The organism is Timonella senegalensis JC301 (genome assembly GCF_000312125.1).
GTDB classification, from domain to species: domain Bacteria; phylum Actinomycetota; class Actinomycetes; order Actinomycetales; family Cellulomonadaceae; genus Timonella; species Timonella senegalensis.
Genome location: NZ_HE978643.1, coordinates 415,052 through 433,921, shown reverse-complemented (window position 1 = coordinate 433,921; position 18,870 = coordinate 415,052). Strand labels below are relative to the sequence as shown.

Annotated in this window: 14 protein-coding genes; 2 read left to right on the top strand and 12 right to left on the bottom strand. The window is 62.6% G+C overall.

Annotation, left to right across the window (positions count from 1 at the left end):
* The 12 genes from HGSM_RS09885 to ileS all read right to left on the bottom strand — a co-directional run.
* Positions 1-316, bottom strand: a 316-nt coding sequence (locus HGSM_RS09885) for a P-II family nitrogen regulator (RefSeq protein ID WP_019148598.1), incomplete at its 3' end; no start/stop codon positions are given.
* Positions 313-1,587 (bottom strand): ammonium transporter, encoded by a 1,275-nt coding sequence (locus HGSM_RS09880; protein ID WP_019148597.1) that lies wholly within the window; start codon positions 1,585-1,587, stop codon positions 313-315. The genes HGSM_RS09885 and HGSM_RS09880, both read right to left, overlap by 4 nt.
* 262 nt (positions 1,588-1,849) lie before the next feature.
* Positions 1,850-3,037, bottom strand: coding sequence for a signal recognition particle-docking protein FtsY (ftsY, locus tag HGSM_RS09875; RefSeq protein ID WP_019148596.1), 1,188 nt, complete (start codon positions 3,035-3,037; stop codon positions 1,850-1,852).
* A gap of 81 nt (positions 3,038-3,118) precedes the next feature.
* A complete protein-coding gene (locus tag HGSM_RS09870; RefSeq protein WP_154646310.1) occupies positions 3,119-3,577 on the bottom strand; it encodes a hypothetical protein in 459 nt (152 codons plus the stop codon).
* 109 nt (positions 3,578-3,686) lie between these two features.
* Entirely contained in the window at positions 3,687-7,295 is a 3,609-nt protein-coding gene (smc, locus tag HGSM_RS09865; RefSeq protein WP_019148594.1) for a chromosome segregation protein SMC, read from the bottom strand.
* A gap of 467 nt (positions 7,296-7,762) precedes the next feature.
* Entirely contained in the window at positions 7,763-8,188 is a 426-nt protein-coding gene (ndk, locus tag HGSM_RS09860) for a nucleoside-diphosphate kinase (protein ID WP_019148593.1), read from the bottom strand.
* A 187-nt stretch (positions 8,189-8,375) separates the two neighbouring features.
* Entirely contained in the window at positions 8,376-8,810 is a 435-nt protein-coding gene (locus tag HGSM_RS09855) for a DUF4233 domain-containing protein (RefSeq protein WP_019148592.1), read from the bottom strand.
* A 22-nt stretch (positions 8,811-8,832) separates the two neighbouring features.
* A complete protein-coding gene (gene dhaM, locus HGSM_RS09850) occupies positions 8,833-9,564 on the bottom strand; it encodes a dihydroxyacetone kinase phosphoryl donor subunit DhaM (protein WP_019148591.1) in 732 nt (243 codons plus the stop codon).
* A 9-nt stretch (positions 9,565-9,573) separates the two neighbouring features.
* Positions 9,574-10,206, bottom strand: coding sequence for a dihydroxyacetone kinase subunit DhaL (gene dhaL, locus HGSM_RS09845; RefSeq protein ID WP_019148590.1), 633 nt, complete (start codon positions 10,204-10,206; stop codon positions 9,574-9,576).
* Positions 10,207-10,253: 47 nt separating this feature from the next.
* Entirely contained in the window at positions 10,254-11,249 is a 996-nt protein-coding gene (dhaK, locus tag HGSM_RS09840) for a dihydroxyacetone kinase subunit DhaK (protein ID WP_019148589.1), read from the bottom strand.
* A 176-nt stretch (positions 11,250-11,425) separates the two neighbouring features.
* On the bottom strand, positions 11,426-12,817 hold the full coding sequence (locus HGSM_RS09835) for a bifunctional folylpolyglutamate synthase/dihydrofolate synthase (protein ID WP_019148588.1): 1,392 nt from the start codon (positions 12,815-12,817) through the stop codon (positions 11,426-11,428).
* The gene (ileS, locus tag HGSM_RS09830; protein WP_019148587.1) at positions 12,814-16,080 is read right to left on the bottom strand and encodes an isoleucine--tRNA ligase; all 3,267 of its coding nucleotides are present in this window, start codon (positions 16,078-16,080) and stop codon (positions 12,814-12,816) included. Before ileS ends, HGSM_RS09835 begins: the two co-directional genes overlap by 4 nt.
* 488 nt (positions 16,081-16,568) lie before the next feature.
* Here ileS and proC point away from each other — a divergent pair, with 488 nt between their 5' ends.
* Together proC and HGSM_RS09820 are read left to right on the top strand one after the other, a co-directional pair.
* A complete protein-coding gene (gene proC, locus HGSM_RS09825) occupies positions 16,569-17,375 on the top strand; it encodes a pyrroline-5-carboxylate reductase (protein WP_019148586.1) in 807 nt (268 codons plus the stop codon).
* Positions 17,376-17,711: 336 nt separating this feature from the next.
* Positions 17,712-18,827, top strand: coding sequence for a putative F420-0 ABC transporter substrate-binding protein (locus HGSM_RS09820; protein WP_019148585.1), 1,116 nt, complete (start codon positions 17,712-17,714; stop codon positions 18,825-18,827).
* The last annotated feature ends 43 nt before the right edge of the window (positions 18,828-18,870 follow it).

Genomic DNA, 18,870 nt, shown 5'->3' with positions numbered 1-18,870 from the left:
CCCCCGTGCGGACGCGCGCAACGTCCTCAACCGGGATGGTCCAGACCTTGCCGTCCCCGATCTTGCCGGTCGCGGCCGCCTTGATGATGATCGCCGTGACGACCTGCGCATCAGGGTCGTCAGTCAGGATCTCGAGGCGGATCTTTGGCACCAGGTCGATCGTGTACTCAGCACCTCGGTACACCTCAGTGTGGCCCTTCTGGCGGCCGTAGCCGGACGCCTCGGACACTGTCATGCCGCGAACGCCAGCGGCCTCCAGAGCGGACTTCACGTCATCGAGACGGTGTGGAGCGATGATTGCAGTGACGAGCTTCATGACCGTACCTCCGGGGTTATGCGGGTTGCACCGAGGCTCTCGTAGGCGCTTTCGCCGTGTTCGTTGAGGTCGATTCCGGCAACCTCAACAGCCTCTGAAACGCGCCAACCGATCGTCTTCTTGATCGCGATGGCAATGATGAAAGTGAGAATTGCGGTGAAGGCGAGAGCCGCGATCGCGATGATTGCCTGGACCGCAAGCTGGGACAGACCGCCGCCGTAGAACAGGCCGCCATCAGCCGCGAGCAGACCAATTGCGAGCGTTCCCCATAGACCCGAGACTAGGTGGACACCCACCACGTCAAGCGAGTCGTCGTAACCGAACTTGTATTTCAAGCCCACAGCGAGAGCCGACAGAACACCGGCAACCGCACCCAGCAGAATCGAGCCGACAGGCGAGACCGAACCCGCCGCAGGAGTGATCGCGACAAGGCCAGCGACGATACCGGACGCTGCACCCAGCGAGGTGGCGTGGCCATCGCGCAAACGCTCCGTGAGCAGCCATCCGCACATCGCAGCACACGTAGCCACCGTGGTGTTGACCCAAGCAAGGCCGGCCAGGCCATTCGCGCCGTACGCCGAACCAGCGTTGAAACCAAACCAACCGAACCACAGCAGCGCTGCACCCAGCATCACGAAGGGCAGGTTGTGCGGGCGCATCGCCTCCTTGCCAAAGCCCTTGCGCTTGCCAATGACGAGCGCGAGGACCAGGGCCGCCATACCGGCGTTAATGTGGACAACCGTTCCACCAGCAAAGTCGATCGGGGTCGCGATACTCGCAAACGGACCGTCACCCGAAAGCAGGCCACCGCCCCACACCATGTGAGCGAGCGGGAAGTACACCAGAGTGACCCAGACTCCCGTAAACACCATCCACGCGCTAAAGCGGACGCGGTCAGCGATGGCACCCGAGATCAGGGCCACGGTGATAATGGCGAAGGTGGCTTGGAAGCCCACATTCACGAGGTCCGGAAGACCGTTCGTGTCGGTGAAAGTGAAACCCTCGCTCGTCATCTCGAAGAGGCCCTTCAGGCCCCCCATCTCAAACGGGTTACCGAACAGCCCTGCGATGTCGCTTCCAAACGACATCGAGTATCCCCACAGCACGTAGAGGATCCCGATGACGCCCATCGCGCCGAAGGACATCATGAGCATGTTCAAAACGCTCTTGCCGCGAACCATGCCGCCGTAGAAGAAGGCGAGGCCGGGTGTCATCAATAGGACAAGGGATGCTGACATCAGCATCCAGGCGGTGTTGCCTGTGTCGAGCATAGTTCTTACCTCCCATTGTCAGCCGGTCGGCTGATCTGGGTACAACTCTGCTGCTCGTTGATTACCGGGTGTGGCTTGTAACGTTTCGGTGAAGTAAGGAGGGGCGCGTTCGTGTAAAGAATGTGTTTCCGCTGGGCTGGTGGGTGAGCGGGTTTCCGCAACGCACAGGGCGGGCGCGATGCCTGCGCATCGCACCCGCCCTGTGTCTGGATTCGTCAGTGGGTTCGTCAGGGGTGCTAGTCACCCACGACGGCCTTCCAGATCAGTCCCCGAGGATTCCCCCAACGAACTGCTCTGGGTCAAACGGCGCCAGGTCGTCTGGCCCCTCACCGAGTCCCACGAGCTTGACCGGTACGCCGAGCTCGCGTTGAACTGCCACCACGATTCCGCCCTTGGCGGTTCCGTCGAGCTTGGTCAGGACGATTCCGGTGACGCCCGCGACCTCTGCAAACACGCGGGCCTGGTTGAGGCCGTTCTGTCCTGTCGTGGCGTCGAGCACGAGGAGAACCTCGCCAATTGGCGCTTCCTTTTCGACCACGCGAGCGATCTTGCCCAGCTCGTCCATGAGCCCGGTCTTGTTCTGGAGTCGTCCGGCCGTGTCCACGAGGAGTACGTCGATGTCCCGCAGCTTGGCCTGCATGGTGGCGTCGAACGCTACCGATGCGGGGTCGGCTCCATCGCGGTCGGAGCGCACGGTCTCCACGCCCACGCGAGCACCCCAAGTTTCCAACTGGTCGGCTGCGGCGGCACGGAACGTGTCGGCGGCGCCCAGCAGGACTGTCTTTCCCTCCGCCACGAGCACGCGGGTGAGTTTGCCCAGCGTGGTGGTCTTTCCGGTTCCATTGACACCCACTACCATGACGACAGCGGGCAGGTTCTCGCCCTGCTCGGCGTTCTGACGTTCGGTAGCAAGCGAGCGGTCCAAAGTTGGGTCCACCAGCTTGACCAGTTCACCGCGCAGCAACTCCTTGACCGCGGCTGGATCCTTGATGGACTGGACGCGGACCTGGGTCTTGAGCGAGTCGATAAGTTCAAGCGCCGGACCGGTTCCGAGGTCCGCCATGAGCAGCGTTTCCTCGAGTTCGTCCCAGTCGTTCTCGGTCAGGTGGTCGCGGGATAGCACCGAGAGCAGTTTGGTGCCCAGCGGCGAACCGGACGCGGCCAAACGTGAACGCAGCCGCGCGAATCGTCCACTCAGCGCCTCTGGAACCTCCACCTGCGGTGCCGGTTCCAGTTCCTCGGGCGTCTCAACGACCGTGCCGTCGGCGTCGACGGTTGGCGCCTCGGTGACTTCCGGAGTTTGCGGCTGTGGGGCCTGCGTCTCTGGGGTCTGCGTTGGGGTGCCCTGGTTGCGCTTCTTCTTGGCGGCAACGGTCCCCCACCAGCCCGCGCCTCCGAGGACTACGAGCGTTGGGATGAGATACGGGAGTACATCAATCAGTTCGTTCACGGCTCTAGTCTCTCAAGTATCAGAAAAATAAAGAAACGCCCGCTGTTGCGGGCGTCCCAGTTAGTTTATGTGCGCGTGTGACTACTTGCTCACTGCAGTTCGGTGGGATTCACGACGATCTTGGACCGATTCGTAGAAACTCTCCAATTTGTCCGTGAGGGCTTCTGGATCAAAGTATGCCGGTTCCTCAGTGCTCGTGGCGCGGAGGAACTCCCCTAGCGAGGAATTGGATTCGTCGCTGCGACCAAGCTGTGCCATCTTGGCGATGTCCCGGTCCTGGCGGCGTTCCTGGCGCATCGCAGCCTGCTGCTCGAGGAGTTCAGCGCGCTTGGCATCCTTATCGTCAGCCGACCCCAGAGCGGTGAGAGCGATCTTGATCTGCAGACCCAACGGCTCGATCGCGTAGGCAATGTCGCTGCCCCACGCAGCCCACATAGACGCTTCGGACGACGCGCTACCTCGCGTCACCCTGCCAGCAATTGCCAATACAAATCCTGCGCACACCAACGCAAGAACAATCCACACCAAAGCGAAACCCATAAATATGGTTTTAGCACAGCAATATTAGGGCCCCGGAAAAATCAGGGGATGAATTTAGGCTCGGTCAGTGAACGTTGTGTGCGCAGCGCGGCGGCGACCCGCATGAACTCTAGGCCTCCTGCGGTTGGAGCCGGGTTCCCATGACTGAACTCACACCGTTTCCGGCCATCGTGACACCATACAGCGCGTCCGCGATTTCCATGGTCCGTTTTTGGTGGGAGATCACGATGAGCTGCGAATCCTCCTGCAGTTCCCGGAACACTCCGAGGAGACGGCCAAGGTTGATGTCATCCAGTGCCGCCTCGACCTCGTCCATGACATAGAACGGCGAAGGCCGCGCCTTGAAGATCGACACAAGCATTGCAATGGCCGTCAGCGAGCGCTCACCGCCCGAGAGCAGGGACAGGCGCTTAACCTTTTTTCCGGCGGGGCGCGCCTCGATCTCGATACCCGTGTTAAGCATGTCGTCGGGATCGGTCAGGTACATCCTTCCCTCACCGCCTGGGAATAGGCGCGAGAACACGGACTCAAACTGCTTGGCGGTGTCCGTAAACGCCGACTCAAACACTTCAAGAACTTTGGCGTCAATGTCGTCGATCAGCCCTAGAAGGTCGGCCCGTGAGCGCTTGAGGTCCCCCAACTGTTCGCTCAGGAACCTGTGGCGTTCCTCGAGCGCCGCGTACTCTTCGAGCGCGAGTGGGTTGACCTTGCCCATGCTGGCAAGGACACGCACCGCCTTGTCGTGCGCCTTCTCCACCGCATCGCGAGAGAACACCACGCTGGGGTCGAGGTCAGCGGCGAGTGGGCTCTCCTCCTCGCCCACTCCACCACGAACTTTTGGAAACACATACGCGGGAACCAGTTCCATTGGGCCGTACTGGTCCGTGACCTGCGCCGGAGAGAGAGCGTAGTCGTCGACAGCGCGACGCTCCAGAGTGGCGGCGTCGGCGCGCAGCTCTGCGAGTGCAAGTTCGACCTCGTGGAGTGCGATTGTGTTAGACCTTGTGGCGGTGTCGAGAGTGTCCCTCGAGGCACGCAGGAGATTGCGTTGTTCGCTCTGCTCCTGCGCGTTGTGCTGAGCCTGGTCCCTCATCTGCGTGGCCTCGGCTAAAGACCGCTCTATGAGCGCGAGCCCATCAGTGGCGCGCGCTGCAACCTCGAGGGCCACCGCGCGCTGACGGGTGCGCTTCTCCGCCGCGGCCGCCGCAGACTTGGCGGCGGCTTCCTCGGCGCGAGCCGCGCGTTGGAGTCCGGCGAGGCGGTTCTCCGTTGTGGTCAGCCTCTCCTGTGCGGTCCGCAGGTCCAACCTGCCTAGGGTCTCCGCCTCGCGCGCACGTTCTAGATGGTCCTGTGCGAGGGACAATTCCTCGGCGCTGGGGGCGGGAGTGCTCCCCGATTGGGTGCTGCTGCCAGTGATCCGATCCAGTCGGTCGCGCGCCGTGGCGAGGGACGCACGCGCCTTGTCGATGGACTCCTTGGATGCCTGCGCGCGGGCGTTGAGGCGTTGCAGTTCGGCCTCCTGCGCGCCGATGAGGGCCCGGTGATTTGCCTCCGCGCTCCGTGCCTCGCTCACTGCGATGCGTGCGGCTGTGAGCTGCTTGGTGAGGCCGTCGAGTTCCGCGTCTTGAGCCTGGCTCTGCTCGAGCTCACGGGCAAGTTGGGCGCCGGTCTCGTCACGCTTAGCCGACAGCACCTCGAGCTCGTGCTTCAACTCTTCAGCACGCTTTGCGGTCTCGGCAAGGGAAGTATCGGCAGACACGACCTCGAGCGAATTTTCGCGGTGGACCACTCCCGTGGTCGTCACCACAGCGCCGCCTGCCGCGAGCACCGTCGAGGCGGAGTTGAGCGCCTGTTCGAGCGCCTCGGGCGTACACACCATTACACGACCCAGCAGCTGCTCTAGCGCCCCGGTGGAATCGTGTAGTTCCACTAGGTCGAGCGCCCGCCAGACGCCCTCCGGCAGTTCAGCGTTGGAGGGCCGTGCTGCGGAGTGCTCTGCGGGGAAGAGGAATGAGATAGCGTCGGCGTCTTGGGCCGCTTCACCAGCTGCCAACGCCGAGCGGGCATCCTCGCGCGACGGGGACAGCACTCCGTGGTTGAGTTCCCCAAGGACCGCGGCGATGGCCACGGAAAACTCGTCCCTCACGGTGAGGGACTCGGCAACATATGAGAAGCGAGAATCGCCCTCCACAACACGGCCAGCGGCGGAACGCATCCTCGCCAACTCTGCGCCAACGAGGTCACTCTGTGCGGACCGGCTGGCGACCTGGCGTTCAAGCTCAAGGTGTTCTGCGCGAAGCGCGGAGACGAGGAGCCGCTGGTCCTTGACCGCTTGGGCGGCGAGCGCGGCGCTCTGCTCCAGTTCTGAAGCACGGCCCGCAAGGTCCTCGCCCGGTTCGCTCATGGCGCCTTGGCCTGATTCGAGCGCACCTGAGCGCAATTGCTCGAGCCTCATGGCGGCCGACCCGATCTCCGCGCGTAAGCCGGCGGACGCCTGTTCGAGCGATTCCAACCTAGATTCGGCGGCCGCAACCGCCGATTGGGCTGCGGATAGTTCGGCGCGCCGAGCGTTTTCGGCATCCGCTGCGCGCTTGGATCTGTTGGCAAGCAGTGCCACATGTTCAGCGTTACGCGTGCGCTCCGACTCGAGCTCGAGCACCTGGGCTTTGAGTCGCGTGAGGGTAACCTGAGCATCGTCACGCTGGGTGGTGGCTCGCGCAATGTTTGCTTGAATGTCCTGCTGACCCTCAGCTCGCATCAACGGCTGGGATACGCCGAGGTTGCGTGCCCGCTCCTGCGCAAGCGAAGCGATCGAGCGTAATTGTTCGCGCTGGCGCTCAAAGGTGTGAACAAGCTGTTCCGCACGACTCTGCGCCGCACGTGTGAGTGCGAGGGACTGCTCGACCTGTTCAAGGTTCGCGGCTGTGTCTTCAAACTCTCGGGCATTCTGGGCGGTAGTTGCCTTCAGTTCGCGGTGTCGCCGCTCTGCATCCTCAAGACGCGCCCCGGCAAGTGTGAGGTCGTCCGCTAGGAGGCGCAGTCCGGAGTCGCGAACGATGGCCGCGATTGCCGCTGATCTGCGCGCGGCGTTTGCCTGCCGCCCAAGCGGACCGAGTTGACGCTGGAGCTCGGCGATCAGGTCACTCAGGCGCAGCAGGTTTCCTTGCATAGACTCGAGCTTGCGCTGTGCCTTCTCCTTGCGCTTGCGGTGTTTGAGCACCCCGGCAGCTTCTTCAATAAAGCCTCTGCGCTCGTATGGTGTGGCCCTCAGGATGCCATCGAGTTGGCCCTGACCCACGATGACGTGCATTTCCCGCCCCAGACCGGAGTCCGAGAGCAGGTCTTGGATGTCGAGAAGCCGGCAGGCAGACCCGTTGATCGCGTACTCGGACCCCCCGTTGCGGAAGAGTGTGCGAGTGAGGGTGACCTCGGAGTATTCGATAGGGAGGGCGCCGTCTGTGTTATCGATCGTCAGCGAGACCTCAGCGCGCCCCAGCGGTGCGCGTCCGGAGGTTCCTGCAAAGATGACATCTTCCATCTTGCCGCCGCGCAGCGTCTTGGCGCCCTGCTCCCCCATCACCCAAGCAAGCGCGTCCACAACGTTGGACTTTCCCGAGCCGTTGGGCCCCACAACGCACGTGATGCCCGGCTCGAAGTCGAACCGGGTTGCCGAGGCAAAAGACTTGAAGCCTCGGAGCGTTAGGGTCTTGAGATACACAACGCAAGAGTACCTAAGTTTGGCTGCGAAACCGCGCAATATCGCCTGCCAAATCCCCGTCCATGCACCCCTACACCCCTCATCGAACGGATGATTATTGATCCGTTGGGTATCGAACGGATCAATAATCATCCGTTCGACGCCCACCACCGGGATCGAGAGTATTCCTGAGCCCACTCTCGACGTCGAGAGTGGGCCCAGGAATACTCTCGATGGTGAGGGGTGGAAGGTTGGCGGGGTTGTGGAAGGTACGCACCAGCCCGCGCATGCGACACCGCCATCCCACACACCAACCACACCACCACTCGCGCACGACAAAGCCGCCCCCGGTATAGCCGAGGGCGGCTGAGTTGTGTTGCTTTGCCTGTGCGAGTAGCTGGGGTGCGATCCGTGCGGGAACAGGAACCGCTTCCACTTCGAGCATTTGAGGTGCGATCCGTGCGGGCAGCCACACCCCGCCTACGGTTCTAGAGGTGTGGGAACCAGAGTGCGATCTCGCGAGCCGCGGACTCAGGTGCGTCCGAACCGTGCACGAGGTTCTTCTGGACCTTTTCGCCCCAGTCGCGGCCGAAGTCTCCGCGGATGGTGCCGGGCGCTGCGGACGTCGGGTCCGTGGTGCCGGCGAGGGAACGGAAGCCCTCGATGACGCGGTTGCCCTCAGCCACTACGGCGAGGACTGGCCCCGACGACATGAAGTCGACGAGGGGCTGGTAGAAGGGCTTGCCCACGTGCTCGCTGTAGTGCTCGGCAAGCAGCTCTTGGGTGGGAACACGCAGCTCCACGGCAGCGAGACGGTAACCCTTCGCCTCGACGCGGCGCAAGATTTCGCCGCTCAGACCGCGTGCAACGCCATCTGGCTTGACCAGAATTAGTGTGCGCTCAGTACTTGTCATGGGGTTACTGTATCGCGCCATCACTGCGCAAAAGTGCCGTGGGACGCAATGTGAAACATGTCTCCCAGACGCACGGGCAGGCCGAGGAAGTGCAACTCCCAGCCCCCAAGAAATCGTTGCCGGCCCATCCATAACCTCGCCGTCAACGCGCGTGCGCCGGAGTCAAATGTCTCGCCAGCCGCGACTTTCAGGCGTTAGGAGCCTCATCTGGGTGCGCTGCGTCGTACTCTGCCCGTTCCCGGTCGATCTTTGCGCCGAGCCACCAGGACGCCACCCAAATGGCAACGAACACGATGGCGGGGATGATCATGAGGTCTACCACGAGGCCCATGGCAAGGAACGGAACCTGGAGGACACCGCCGAAGTAGCGGCCCATCTCGGTTTTCTGCAGGCGTGAAGCCACGATCATCATGACTGCAAGCGCGCCGCCCATGATCCAGAGTGAGGACGTGCCTGCCTCGAGTTTCAACTGTCCGACCTGCGCGAACTTGACGGCCACGACGGTTCCGAACATGACCACGATTGCCTCGAGGACGAGGTTCATGGAGAGGAACTGTTCGCGTGCGCCTCGCTTGGCCACGATGCGTGGCGTGGAGGTGGTTTCTGGGGATTGTGCAGTCACAATCCCCAGAATACCTGCCTTGTTACAACTCCCCGAATCCACCGTTAATGGCGTCGGACACCGCTGTCACGGCCGCGCTTGCTTGTTCGCCGCTCGCAGTGACCACTACCTCCTGGCCTCCGGTGAGGCCAAGCTTCATGATCTCAATGACGCTTGCGCCATTCACGCCGTTGAGCGTGACCTGGGCGTCGAAGCCTGCGACGAGCCGTGCAAGGACGGCTGCTGGTCGTGCGTGCAGTCCAAGAGCGTTCTTAATCTTGAGCGTCTTGGTAATTGCCCCATCTGCGTCGATGGTTTGCGTCGTTTCCGTGCCATGTGCTGGCGGGTGTGACGCCGTGAAGGTGTTTGCGGTTGCGTTCGCCGCATTCAATACAGTTTCAGCGTCCGATCCCGAAGCGGCTTCGACTGCCGCAGCAATCGCCCCTTCAACGAACGGTGCGTCCGCCATATACACGTGGCCTTCCAGTTCGGAGGGCAGGAATTCGAGCACAGCTTCAGTGCTCAGGATTGCGGAGCCAAGGTCGCATATGACAACCACGTCCTTGAGTTCTCGCTCGCTGTCGGATTCGGCGAATCCGGCGGCGTCCTCAATTGCTCCACTAATTCGATCGAATGACGTTCCGATCGACCCATCCTCGAGGCCTCCTGCGACCTCGATGTCAACGCCTGGCGCCATCTGTGCCGCCAGTTCTCGACTGCCTTCAGCCAACTTCTCTGAGTGAGAAACCAGAACAAGGGAGACGTGTGCACCCATTGTGTCCTCCTAATTGACTGTGTATGCTGCCGATTCCAGAATAAGCGCGGTTGAAGCCGCGCCGGGGTCCTTATGTCCCATAGATCGATCGCCAAGGTAGCTAGCGCGGCCCTTTGTTGCCTTCAGCGGGATAGTGTCCAGCGCTCCTTGGGCTGCAGCATCCGCTGCCGCCCGCAGGACCTCGCCGGCGTCACTACCTGCAGCTTCAGCTGCTTTTGCCGCTTCAAGTGCTGGGGTCCACGCGTCGATCATTGTCTTTTCCCCCACGGCAGCTTTCCCGCGGAGGACGAGTCCGCCCAGGGCGGATTCTATGACCGCGACAACGTCCGCTGGTGTCAGTTCGGGCGTGTCTGCCGCCTTTGCTGCCCGTAGGAACGCTGTCCCGTAGAGGGGCCCGGAGGCCCCTCCTACGGTGGACATAAGCGTGGTTGCGGCGAGTTTGAACACCTCGCCTACGGTCGCTGGCTCACTGGGCAGTTCATCCAGTTTTGCCAGCAGCGCCGTAAATCCTCGGTTGAGGTTCTCACCATGGTCACCGTCGCCGATTTCCCTGTCTAGGGTGGTCAGTTCCGCCTTGTGCTCCGCAATTTTTGCTGCGGTGTCGCGCATCCAAGCGATGGCCCATCGAACGTCAGCGGTCATGGCTTTACTCCGTGTGTTGTGGTGGTTGAGGGGGTGGTGGGCGCCTGTTACCAGTGCAGCGCCGCGGTGTGGACTGGTGCGTCCCAGAGCTCGGTGAGTTCTTGGTCGAGGCGCAGCACCGTGATGGATGCTCCCTGCATTTCCAGGGAGGTCACATAATTACCGACGAGAGAGCGGGTGACCTTCACTCCGTCACCTTCCAGCAGGTCCCGCGCGTGCCCGTAGACGATGTAGAGCTCGGAGGCCGGCGTTCCGCCCATGCCGTTCACAAAAAGTAGAGCGTCTTCGCCGCCTGTAATACCGAGGTCCTCGGTGACTGCTTTGAGGAGAAGGTCAGTGATCTCGTTGGCGCTCTTAAGCTTGACGCGCTCACGCCCTGGCTCGCCATGGATGCCGATGCCGATCTCGATCTCGTCGTCGGCGAGGTCGAAGGATGGGACTCCTGCGTGTGGGACGGTGCATGCGCTAAGCGCCACACCCATGGAGCGGACGTTGTCTGCGACCTTCTGGGCGATGCGTGCGACCTCGTCGAGTGAGTCTCCGCGTGCTGCGGCGGCGCCGGCGATCTTTTCTACCAGCACGGTTCCCGCAACTCCTCGGCGTCCGGCCGTCCAGGTGGAGTTTTCCACTGCAACGTCGTCGTTAACCAGAACGGACTTCACGGCGATGTCGTCGGCCTCGGCAAGCTCTACGGCCATCTCGAAGTTCATGACGTCACCGGTGTAGTTCTTGACGATGGTCAGGACTCCGGCGCCGGAGTCTGCGTGCTTGATTGCGGCTTCAATCTGGTCGGGGGTAGGGCTCGTGAACATTGCGCCTGGAACTGCGGCGTCAAGCATGCCGTCGCCTACGAACCCGCCGTGCAGTGGTTCGTGGCCCGAGCCACCGCCCGATACGAGTGCTACCTTGCCCGCGGGAGTGGGGGTTGCGCGGGAGATGAAGACAGGGTTGTCATGAGCGGCCACGATGTCCTCGTGGGCGCGAGTGAAGCCTTGCACTGTCTGTGCAAGAACATCGTTCGGATCGTTGATTAGCTTCTTCATTTTGATGCTCCTAACCGCTGACATCCTTGACTGCGATGGGGGCCAAGCGGCCCGACGTAGTTACATTCAAACACCTTGGCAACGAAAAATCCCTCGCCGTGGACAAACTCGTATCAAGTTCGTACACGGCGAGGGACTCACGGGTTGGAATCGCTAGCAAATTCCGGTCAAAGCGTTTAGCCGTGCCCGAGGAGGATTCGTGCCTCAGCCGCCAGAATGACGGATCCGGCGATGAGTACGCCCGTTCCGCTTCCCACTCCGGTGGTGTCGTAGTACTCAGCACGAGCGGCCGCTACGTCGATGGCTTCGTCGAGGCGTTCCTCTACGTGAACCCGCTCTTCACCGAATACGTCCCGTGCAATCTCTGCGAGGTCTTCTGCGTCGTAGGAGCGCGCCGAGGAAGATTGCGTGATGACGACCTCCGCGAGGACTGGTTCGAGAACGGAGAGTACGCCCTCCGCGTCCTTGTCAGCGAGGATGCCAACCACGCCGATGAGTCGCTCGAAGTCGAACGACTCATCGAGTGCCTTGACGAGCACCTCGGCGCCCGCAGGGTTGTGCGCTGCGTCCACCACGATTGTTGGGCTTCGTCGTACGACCTCGAGTCGGCCTGGGGATGTGGCACTGCCAAATCCTGCCTCCACGATGGGGCCTTCGAGGACCCCTCCCCCTGCGATGAGCGTCTCCACGGCGACGAGCGCGAGGAGCGCGTTGTGTGCCTGGTGTTCGCCGAACAGCGGGAGAAAGATGTCCTGGTAGGTTCCGGCTGGTGTGGTGAGCGTGAGCATCTGTCCGCCAACCGCCGGGATGCGGGACGCTACGTGCATGTCCCTGCCCTCGAGGATTAGGTGGGATCCGTGCTCGGCCGCCGCATCCACGATCGGCTCGAGCGCAGAGTCGGATTGCTCCGATACCACCACGGTTTTGCCGTCCTTGATGATCCCTGCCTTGTTTTCCGCGATCTCTCGCAGAGTATCTCCGAGCCACTTGGTGTGGTCGAGTGAGATTGGAGCGATGATCTGGACGTCGGAGTCGATCACGTTGGTGGAGTCCCACAGTCCACCCATGCCCACCTCAACGATGGCCACGTCAATCGGCGCGTCGGCGAAAGCCGCGTACGCCATGACGGTCAGGACTTCAAAGAAGGACAGGCGTGGTCCGCCGGCAGCCTCGGACTCCTGGTCCACCATGAGGATGTATGGGAGTACGTCCTCGTAGGTCTCGTTGAACCGTCCCACCGAGATGGGCTCGCCGTCGATCGCGATGCGTTCCGTGACAGATGTCAGGTGAGGGCTGGTGAATCGGCCGGTACGCAGACCGTACTCGGACACCAATGACTCGACCATGCGAGCCGTCGATGTCTTTCCGTTCGTACCCGTGATGTGCACGGAGCGGTAGGCGTTCTGCGGGTTTCCCAGCAGGTCCAAGACCTTGACCACGCGGCCCAGAGTTGGCTCAAAATCGTGTTCGGGGTTGCGCCCCATGATCTCGCCGTAGATTTCCCGCAGGCGGGCCGTCTCCTCGGGAGTCGGCCCTACCTGCGCGGATGCGTCCTTGCGCTTGCTCATGCGGACACCTTGGCCACGGAGACCTCACGCTCGTCGCCCGAACCCGCAACCACGGACAGGGTCACTGCGAGCGTCTCGGAGCAGATGAGCTCAGAGTTTGCTTCCACAGCTGCGACCTTGTCGGCTGGCACAGTGAGGGTTAGCTCGATGCGGTCACCCACGTTGAGGCCTGCGGCCTTGCGTGCGTCCTGGATGTCACGGATAGCGTCGCGGGCGTAGCCCTCGGCAACCAGCTCGCTTGTCAGGGCGAGGTCGAGGACCACGAATCCGCCGCCTGGCAGAACCGCGGCTGCGATCTCGCCGGCGTCCGATCCGCCAACAACAGTGGTGAGCTCGTACTCAGCCGGCTCAAGCGCGACGTCACCATCAGGCGTGTGCACAACCACATCGTCGTTAATCAGTTCCCAAGCACCCGACTTGGCGGCCTTAATGGCGGCCTGAACCCCACGACCAAGACGCGGGCCAGCGGCCCGTGCATTCACGGCGAGGTTCTGCGTGATGCCGTACTGGGCGGTGGTGTCCTCGGTGAGCTCGGTCAGGACGATGTCCTTGACGTTGAGCTCGTGCTTGAGGATGTCCACGTAAGGGGCCAGGGTGGCCTCGTCCTCGACCACGATGGTCAGGCGCGCCAGCGGCTGACGGACGCGCTGCTTGTTGGCCTTGCGCAGGGACAGACCCAACGACACTGCGTCGCGGACCTGCTCCATGGTGGCCACGAGGGCGTCGTCGGCAACGAGGATGTCGCCGTACACGCCGCTGAGCTCGGTCCAGTCCTCGAGGTGGACGGAACGCCCACCGGTCAGGCCGCGCCAGATCTCCTCGCTGAGCAGCGGCGCGAGAGGCGCCATCACTCGGGTGAGAGTCTCCAGAGCCGTGTACAGCGTGTTGAAGGCATTCTCGTCCTCTTCCCAGAAGCGGTCGCGCTGGGTGCGGACGTACCAGTTGGTCAGGGCGTCGAGGTACTCGCGCACCGACTCGGTGGCGCCAGCGATGTCATAGCGGTCCATCTGGTCCGTCACGTCGGCAACAAGGTTGCGCGTGCGGGCCAGCAGGTAGCGGTCCATGTCGGGCAGGCCAGCGACCTCGTCGGCCGTGACCATGCGGGCCAGGTACCCCTCTCCGCCACGGGCCGCACCCGCGTACAGCGTGAAGAAGTAGTACGTGGACCACACCGGCAGGAGCACCTGACGAACCGAATCGCGGATACCCTCCTCGGTGACGATCAGGTTTCCGCCGCGCAGGATCGGGCTGGACATGAGGAACCAGCGCATGGCGTCGGAGCCGTCACGGTCCAGAACCTCGGACACGTCCGGATAGTTGCGCAGCGACTTGGACATCTTGCGGCCGTCCGAACCCAGCACGATTCCGTGGCTGACGGCCGTGCGGAACGCAGGGCGGTCGAAAAGTGCGGTGGACAGCACGTGCAGTAGGTAGAACCAGCCGCGGGTCTGTCCGATGTACTCCACGATGAAGTCGCCTGGGAAGTGGTGCTCAAACCAGTCGCGGTTCTCAAATGGGTAGTGCACCTGAGCAAACGGCATCGAACCGGAGTCGAACCACACGTCCAGGACGTCGCTGATGCGGCGCATGGTGGACTGCCCGGTGGGGTCGTCCGGGTTCGGGCGGGTCAGGTCGTCGATGTATGGACGGTGCAGGTCAGGCTCGCCCTTTTCGTTGAGCGGAAGGCGGCCAAAGTCTGCCTCGATCTCAGCGAGCGAACCGTACACGTCCGTGCGAGGGTACTCGGGGTTGTCCGAAACCCACACGGGGATCGGCGTACCAAAGTAGCGGTTGCGCGAGATCGACCAGTCGCGGGCTCCAGCAAGCCACTTGCCGAACTGGCCGTGCTTGATGTGCTCGGGGGTCCAGGTGATGTCCTCGTTAAGCTCAACCATGCGGTCGCGGAACTGGGTCACACCCACGAACCACGAGGACACGGCCTTGTAGATCAATGGGTTGCGGCAGCGCCAGCAGTGCGGGTAGCTGTGCTGGTAGGTCTCGTGGCGGATGACCTTGGCGCGCTTGTCCGCGCTCACCTGTGCGAGCGGGCCGGTGCCATCCTTGAGGTCACGGATGACGTTCGGGTTGGCATCGAAGACCTGCTGGCCCACGTAGTCGGGCACGAGTGCGGTGAACTCGCCCTTGTCGTCTACGGTCACAACTGGCTTAATGCCGGCGGCGTCGCACGCGATCATGTCGTCTTCACCGAAGGCAGGGGCCATGTGCACGAGCCCGGTTCCGTCCTCGGTGGTGACAAAGTCGGCCACGATGATGTGGTGTGCTGCTGGGTTCTCTGGGTCGCTCGCAAAGTATGGGAACGCTGGCGTGTAGGAGCGTCCGGCAAGGTCCGAGCCCTTGACCGTTTCCAGCACGGTTGCGTCCTCGCCGAGTTCCTTGGCGTAGGCGCCCAGGCGCGATGCGCCGAGGATCACGCGCTCGCCGGCAAACTCCGACTCAGCGCCCGGTGCCACTACTACGTAGTCCACGTCGGGGCCAACGGCCACTGCGAGGTTGGAAGGCAGGGTCCATGGGGTGGTGGTCCAGATGAGTGCGAGCTCGCCTGACTCTAGGCGCAGACCCACGGTGAGCGCGGGGTCCTGGCGCGACTGGTAGACGTCGTCGTCCATGCGCAGCTCGTGGTTGGACAGCGGGGTTTCGTCGTGCCAGCAGTATGGCAGCACGCGGTAGCCCTCGTAGGCCAGGCCCTTGGTGTGGAGTTCCTTGAACGCCCAGATGACGGACTCCATGTAGGTCACGTCGAGGGTCTTGTAGTCGTTCTCAAAGTCGACCCAGCGTGCCTGACGCGTGACGTAGGTTTCCCATTCCTTGGTGTACCGGAGCACGGAGGTGCGGCACGCCTCGTTGAAGACGTCGATTCCCATCTCTTCGATCTGGGACTTGTCGGTGATGCCGAGGATGCGCTCCGCCTCGAGCTCTGCAGGCAGTCCGTGAGTGTCCCAACCAAAGCGACGCTCCACTCGCTTGCCGCGCATTGTCTGGAAGCGTGGGACGACGTCCTTGGCGTATCCAGTCAGCAGGTGGCCGTAGTGTGGCAGGCCGTTTGCAAAGGGAGGGCCGTCGTAGAAGACGAACTCGTTCGAGCCGTCGACACCCGGCTCGCGCTGTTCAACGGAGGCTTTGAAGGTGTTGTCGGCTTCCCAGTACTTCAGTACTTCCTGCTCGAGTGCGGGCAGGTGTGGGGATGCCTGGACGCCGCGGGTTTCGCGGTGCAGAGGATACGAGTTCTGTGGTTCGAGACTCATTGAGAGTACGCTCCCGGGTGGACCTTGATGTTCTCATCTGCGAGGACGATCCCTAACGCACGGGCGTTGGGCCGCGGTACCACCCCGCTTGTTGATGCTGCGTGTGCCCCGGTAATCGGGGTTTTCGCTCACCACTGCTGCATCAACCTCTCAAACGGCTGTGACGGGCCTACCCGTCCGGTTCTACTTGGGCTGTGCTTCGCGAGCATCATGCACCCGAGTGGGCGCACACACGATCCTTACGGGTTCCGTGTCGCGTGACTTAGCCGGTTCTTCCGGAGGCTCGCCGGTGATAGCCGGGTCAACGCCAAAATCTCTCCCCATCCTAGTCTTCCGATCCCCCGATGTCACATCTCTGGCACGGAGTCTTGCGCCGACGTCGGGTGATTGTTTTCCTAACCATCCTGTTCACCGGCCTTTTCCTGCGGGCTGCCCCCAAAAATGAGGGGTAACGTTGTGTCTACACCCACAAAACGTGAGAGGGCATCATGGCGACCATTGGCTTCATTGGAATCGGCAACATGGCGAGCGCCATCATCGGCGGTCTGATCGACGGCGGCTTGGTTTCCGCCTCGGACATTGTGGTGTCCTCTTTTACTGCCGCCAAGCGGCAGGCTTTTGCGGAGCGCACTGGCGTGCGCGCGCTGGACTCCAACTCCCAGGTCGCGGCCGAGGCTGACGTGTTGGTGCTTGCCGTAAAGCCGCAAAAGTTCGCTGAGATCGCTGATGAGATTCGCGACGATCTTGGCAGCAACCAGCCCCTTGTCGTGTCGATTGCGGCTGGACTTTCGCTCGCCCAGTTAGGCGAGTTGTTCGGTTCTGATCTGCGGATTACGCGGGTCATGCCGAACGTGAACTCCCGTATTGGTCAGGGCATGAGCGCGGTGTGCGCGAACGAGAACGCGAGCGAGTCTGACGTGGCCACGGTGGTGACGGCGTTCGAGTCCATTGGCGAGGTCGTCACGATTCCCGAGGCCCAGTTCTCGGCCTACACCGCCATCGCGGGCAGCTCGCCGGCGTTCGCCTTCCTGTTTATTGATGCGCTGTCTCGCGGCGCGGTCGCCGCCGGTATGCCCAAGGCCCAGGCCACCAAGATCGCAGCTCAGGCCGTGCTCGGCTCGGCGGCGCTGGTGAAGTCCTCAGACGCTTCCCCGTGGGACCTGATCGACCAGGTGTGTTCCCCCGCCGGCACCACCGTGGCAGGGCTGCTCTCCCTCGAAGGCGACGGCTTCCTCGCGAGCGTAGCGGACGCAGTGGCCGCGGTGATCAAGCGCGACCAAGAGCTTGCAGGTTAGTCCCCGCCCTACCGGGCGTCTTCCCCTGACTCCTTCGCGCCCTTCGCCCAGGCCTAGCACCGAGATGGGCCTGAGGTCTGCGAGATGCCCACTCCGCCGGGCTATCTCGCAGTCCCCGCACCCATCCGTCTCAGTACGGGAATGAAGCCTGGCAGCACGAGGTTCGTACGAGTGCACCCGGACCCGGTTGTAGACTTAACCTCGGATCGCGCCGCTGGATTTAGCGGCGTGGATGCAGGCTGGATTTGGCCTGCTGATCAGCACTCTTGGGTCAGTGCTCATCTGTCCAACGCAGCGCTGCTGCATGCGCGGCATTGTCCGCAAAAGAGGTTCTCTGTGTCTACTTTGCACAACCAACCAGTTTCATCGACCCCCACCCCCAAAACTCCACGTCGCACGGGCCATGCGCTCGTTGCACTGTCCGCTTCTGCGCTCATGCTCCTGGCGGGATGCTCCGCTGGTTCCGCTGGCTCCGAGGACTCGGGGCAAACCGCCACTCAGTCCCCCAAGCCAACCGCATCGAACTCTCCAAGCGACGCCACAACCCAGACCGCCTACCCGATCGACGTCGACACGTGCGGCACAACCACCACGTTCACCAAGGCTCCGGAGCGCGTTGTCACAGCCAAGTCCTCCACCATGGAGATGATGCTCGCGCTTGGCGTTGGGGACAAGATCGTTGGCACCTCCTACCTGGACGGCCCCCTCGCACCGTGGCTCGCCGCCGAGCCTGGCGCCACCAGTCAAGCGGTGACCACCCCACTGTCGGAGAAGCTCGCGGGTCAAGAGTCGCTCCTCGAGCTGGAGCCGGACCTTGTCTACGTGGGCTGGGAGTCCAACCTCTCGGCTGACGGCATGGGCGAACGCGCCTCCTACGAGAAACTTGGCGTGAACACCCTCGTTTCCCCGAGCGCGTGCAAGGGCTCGGACTACCAGCCCAATCCGCTGACCTACGAGGACGTATTCTCCGAAATCCAACTGATGGGCCGCGTGTTTGACGCGCAGGACCAAGCCAACTCGATCGTCGAAAATGAGCGCCAAGAACTGGCGAAAATCACCAAGGACACGCGCGGCTTGAGCGCGCTGTGGTACTCGTCGGGATCGAAGATCCCGTTTGTGGGCGGGGCCAAGGGGTCTGCCCAACTGACCATGGACACGATCGGGCTGAGCAACATTGGCGCCGATATCGATGACACGTGGGGGCAGATGTCGTGGGAGAAGGTCATCGAGGCGGATCCTGACGTGATCGTGCTGGTGGATTCGGCATGGGGTTCCACGGAGAAGAAGATCGGCGTGCTGGAGTCGAACCCTGCGACAGCCCAACTGACCGCAGTGAAGAACAAGAACTACCTCGTGGTGCCGTTCCCCGCCACGGAGGCGGGCGTGCGCTCGGTTTCCGCAGCAACTGACCTGTCCGCGCAGCTCGCCGAGCTCGAGAACGCCGGGCGGTAGAAGTGGAGTCTCGCGTCCTGACCCGAACGGACCGCGCGCCTGC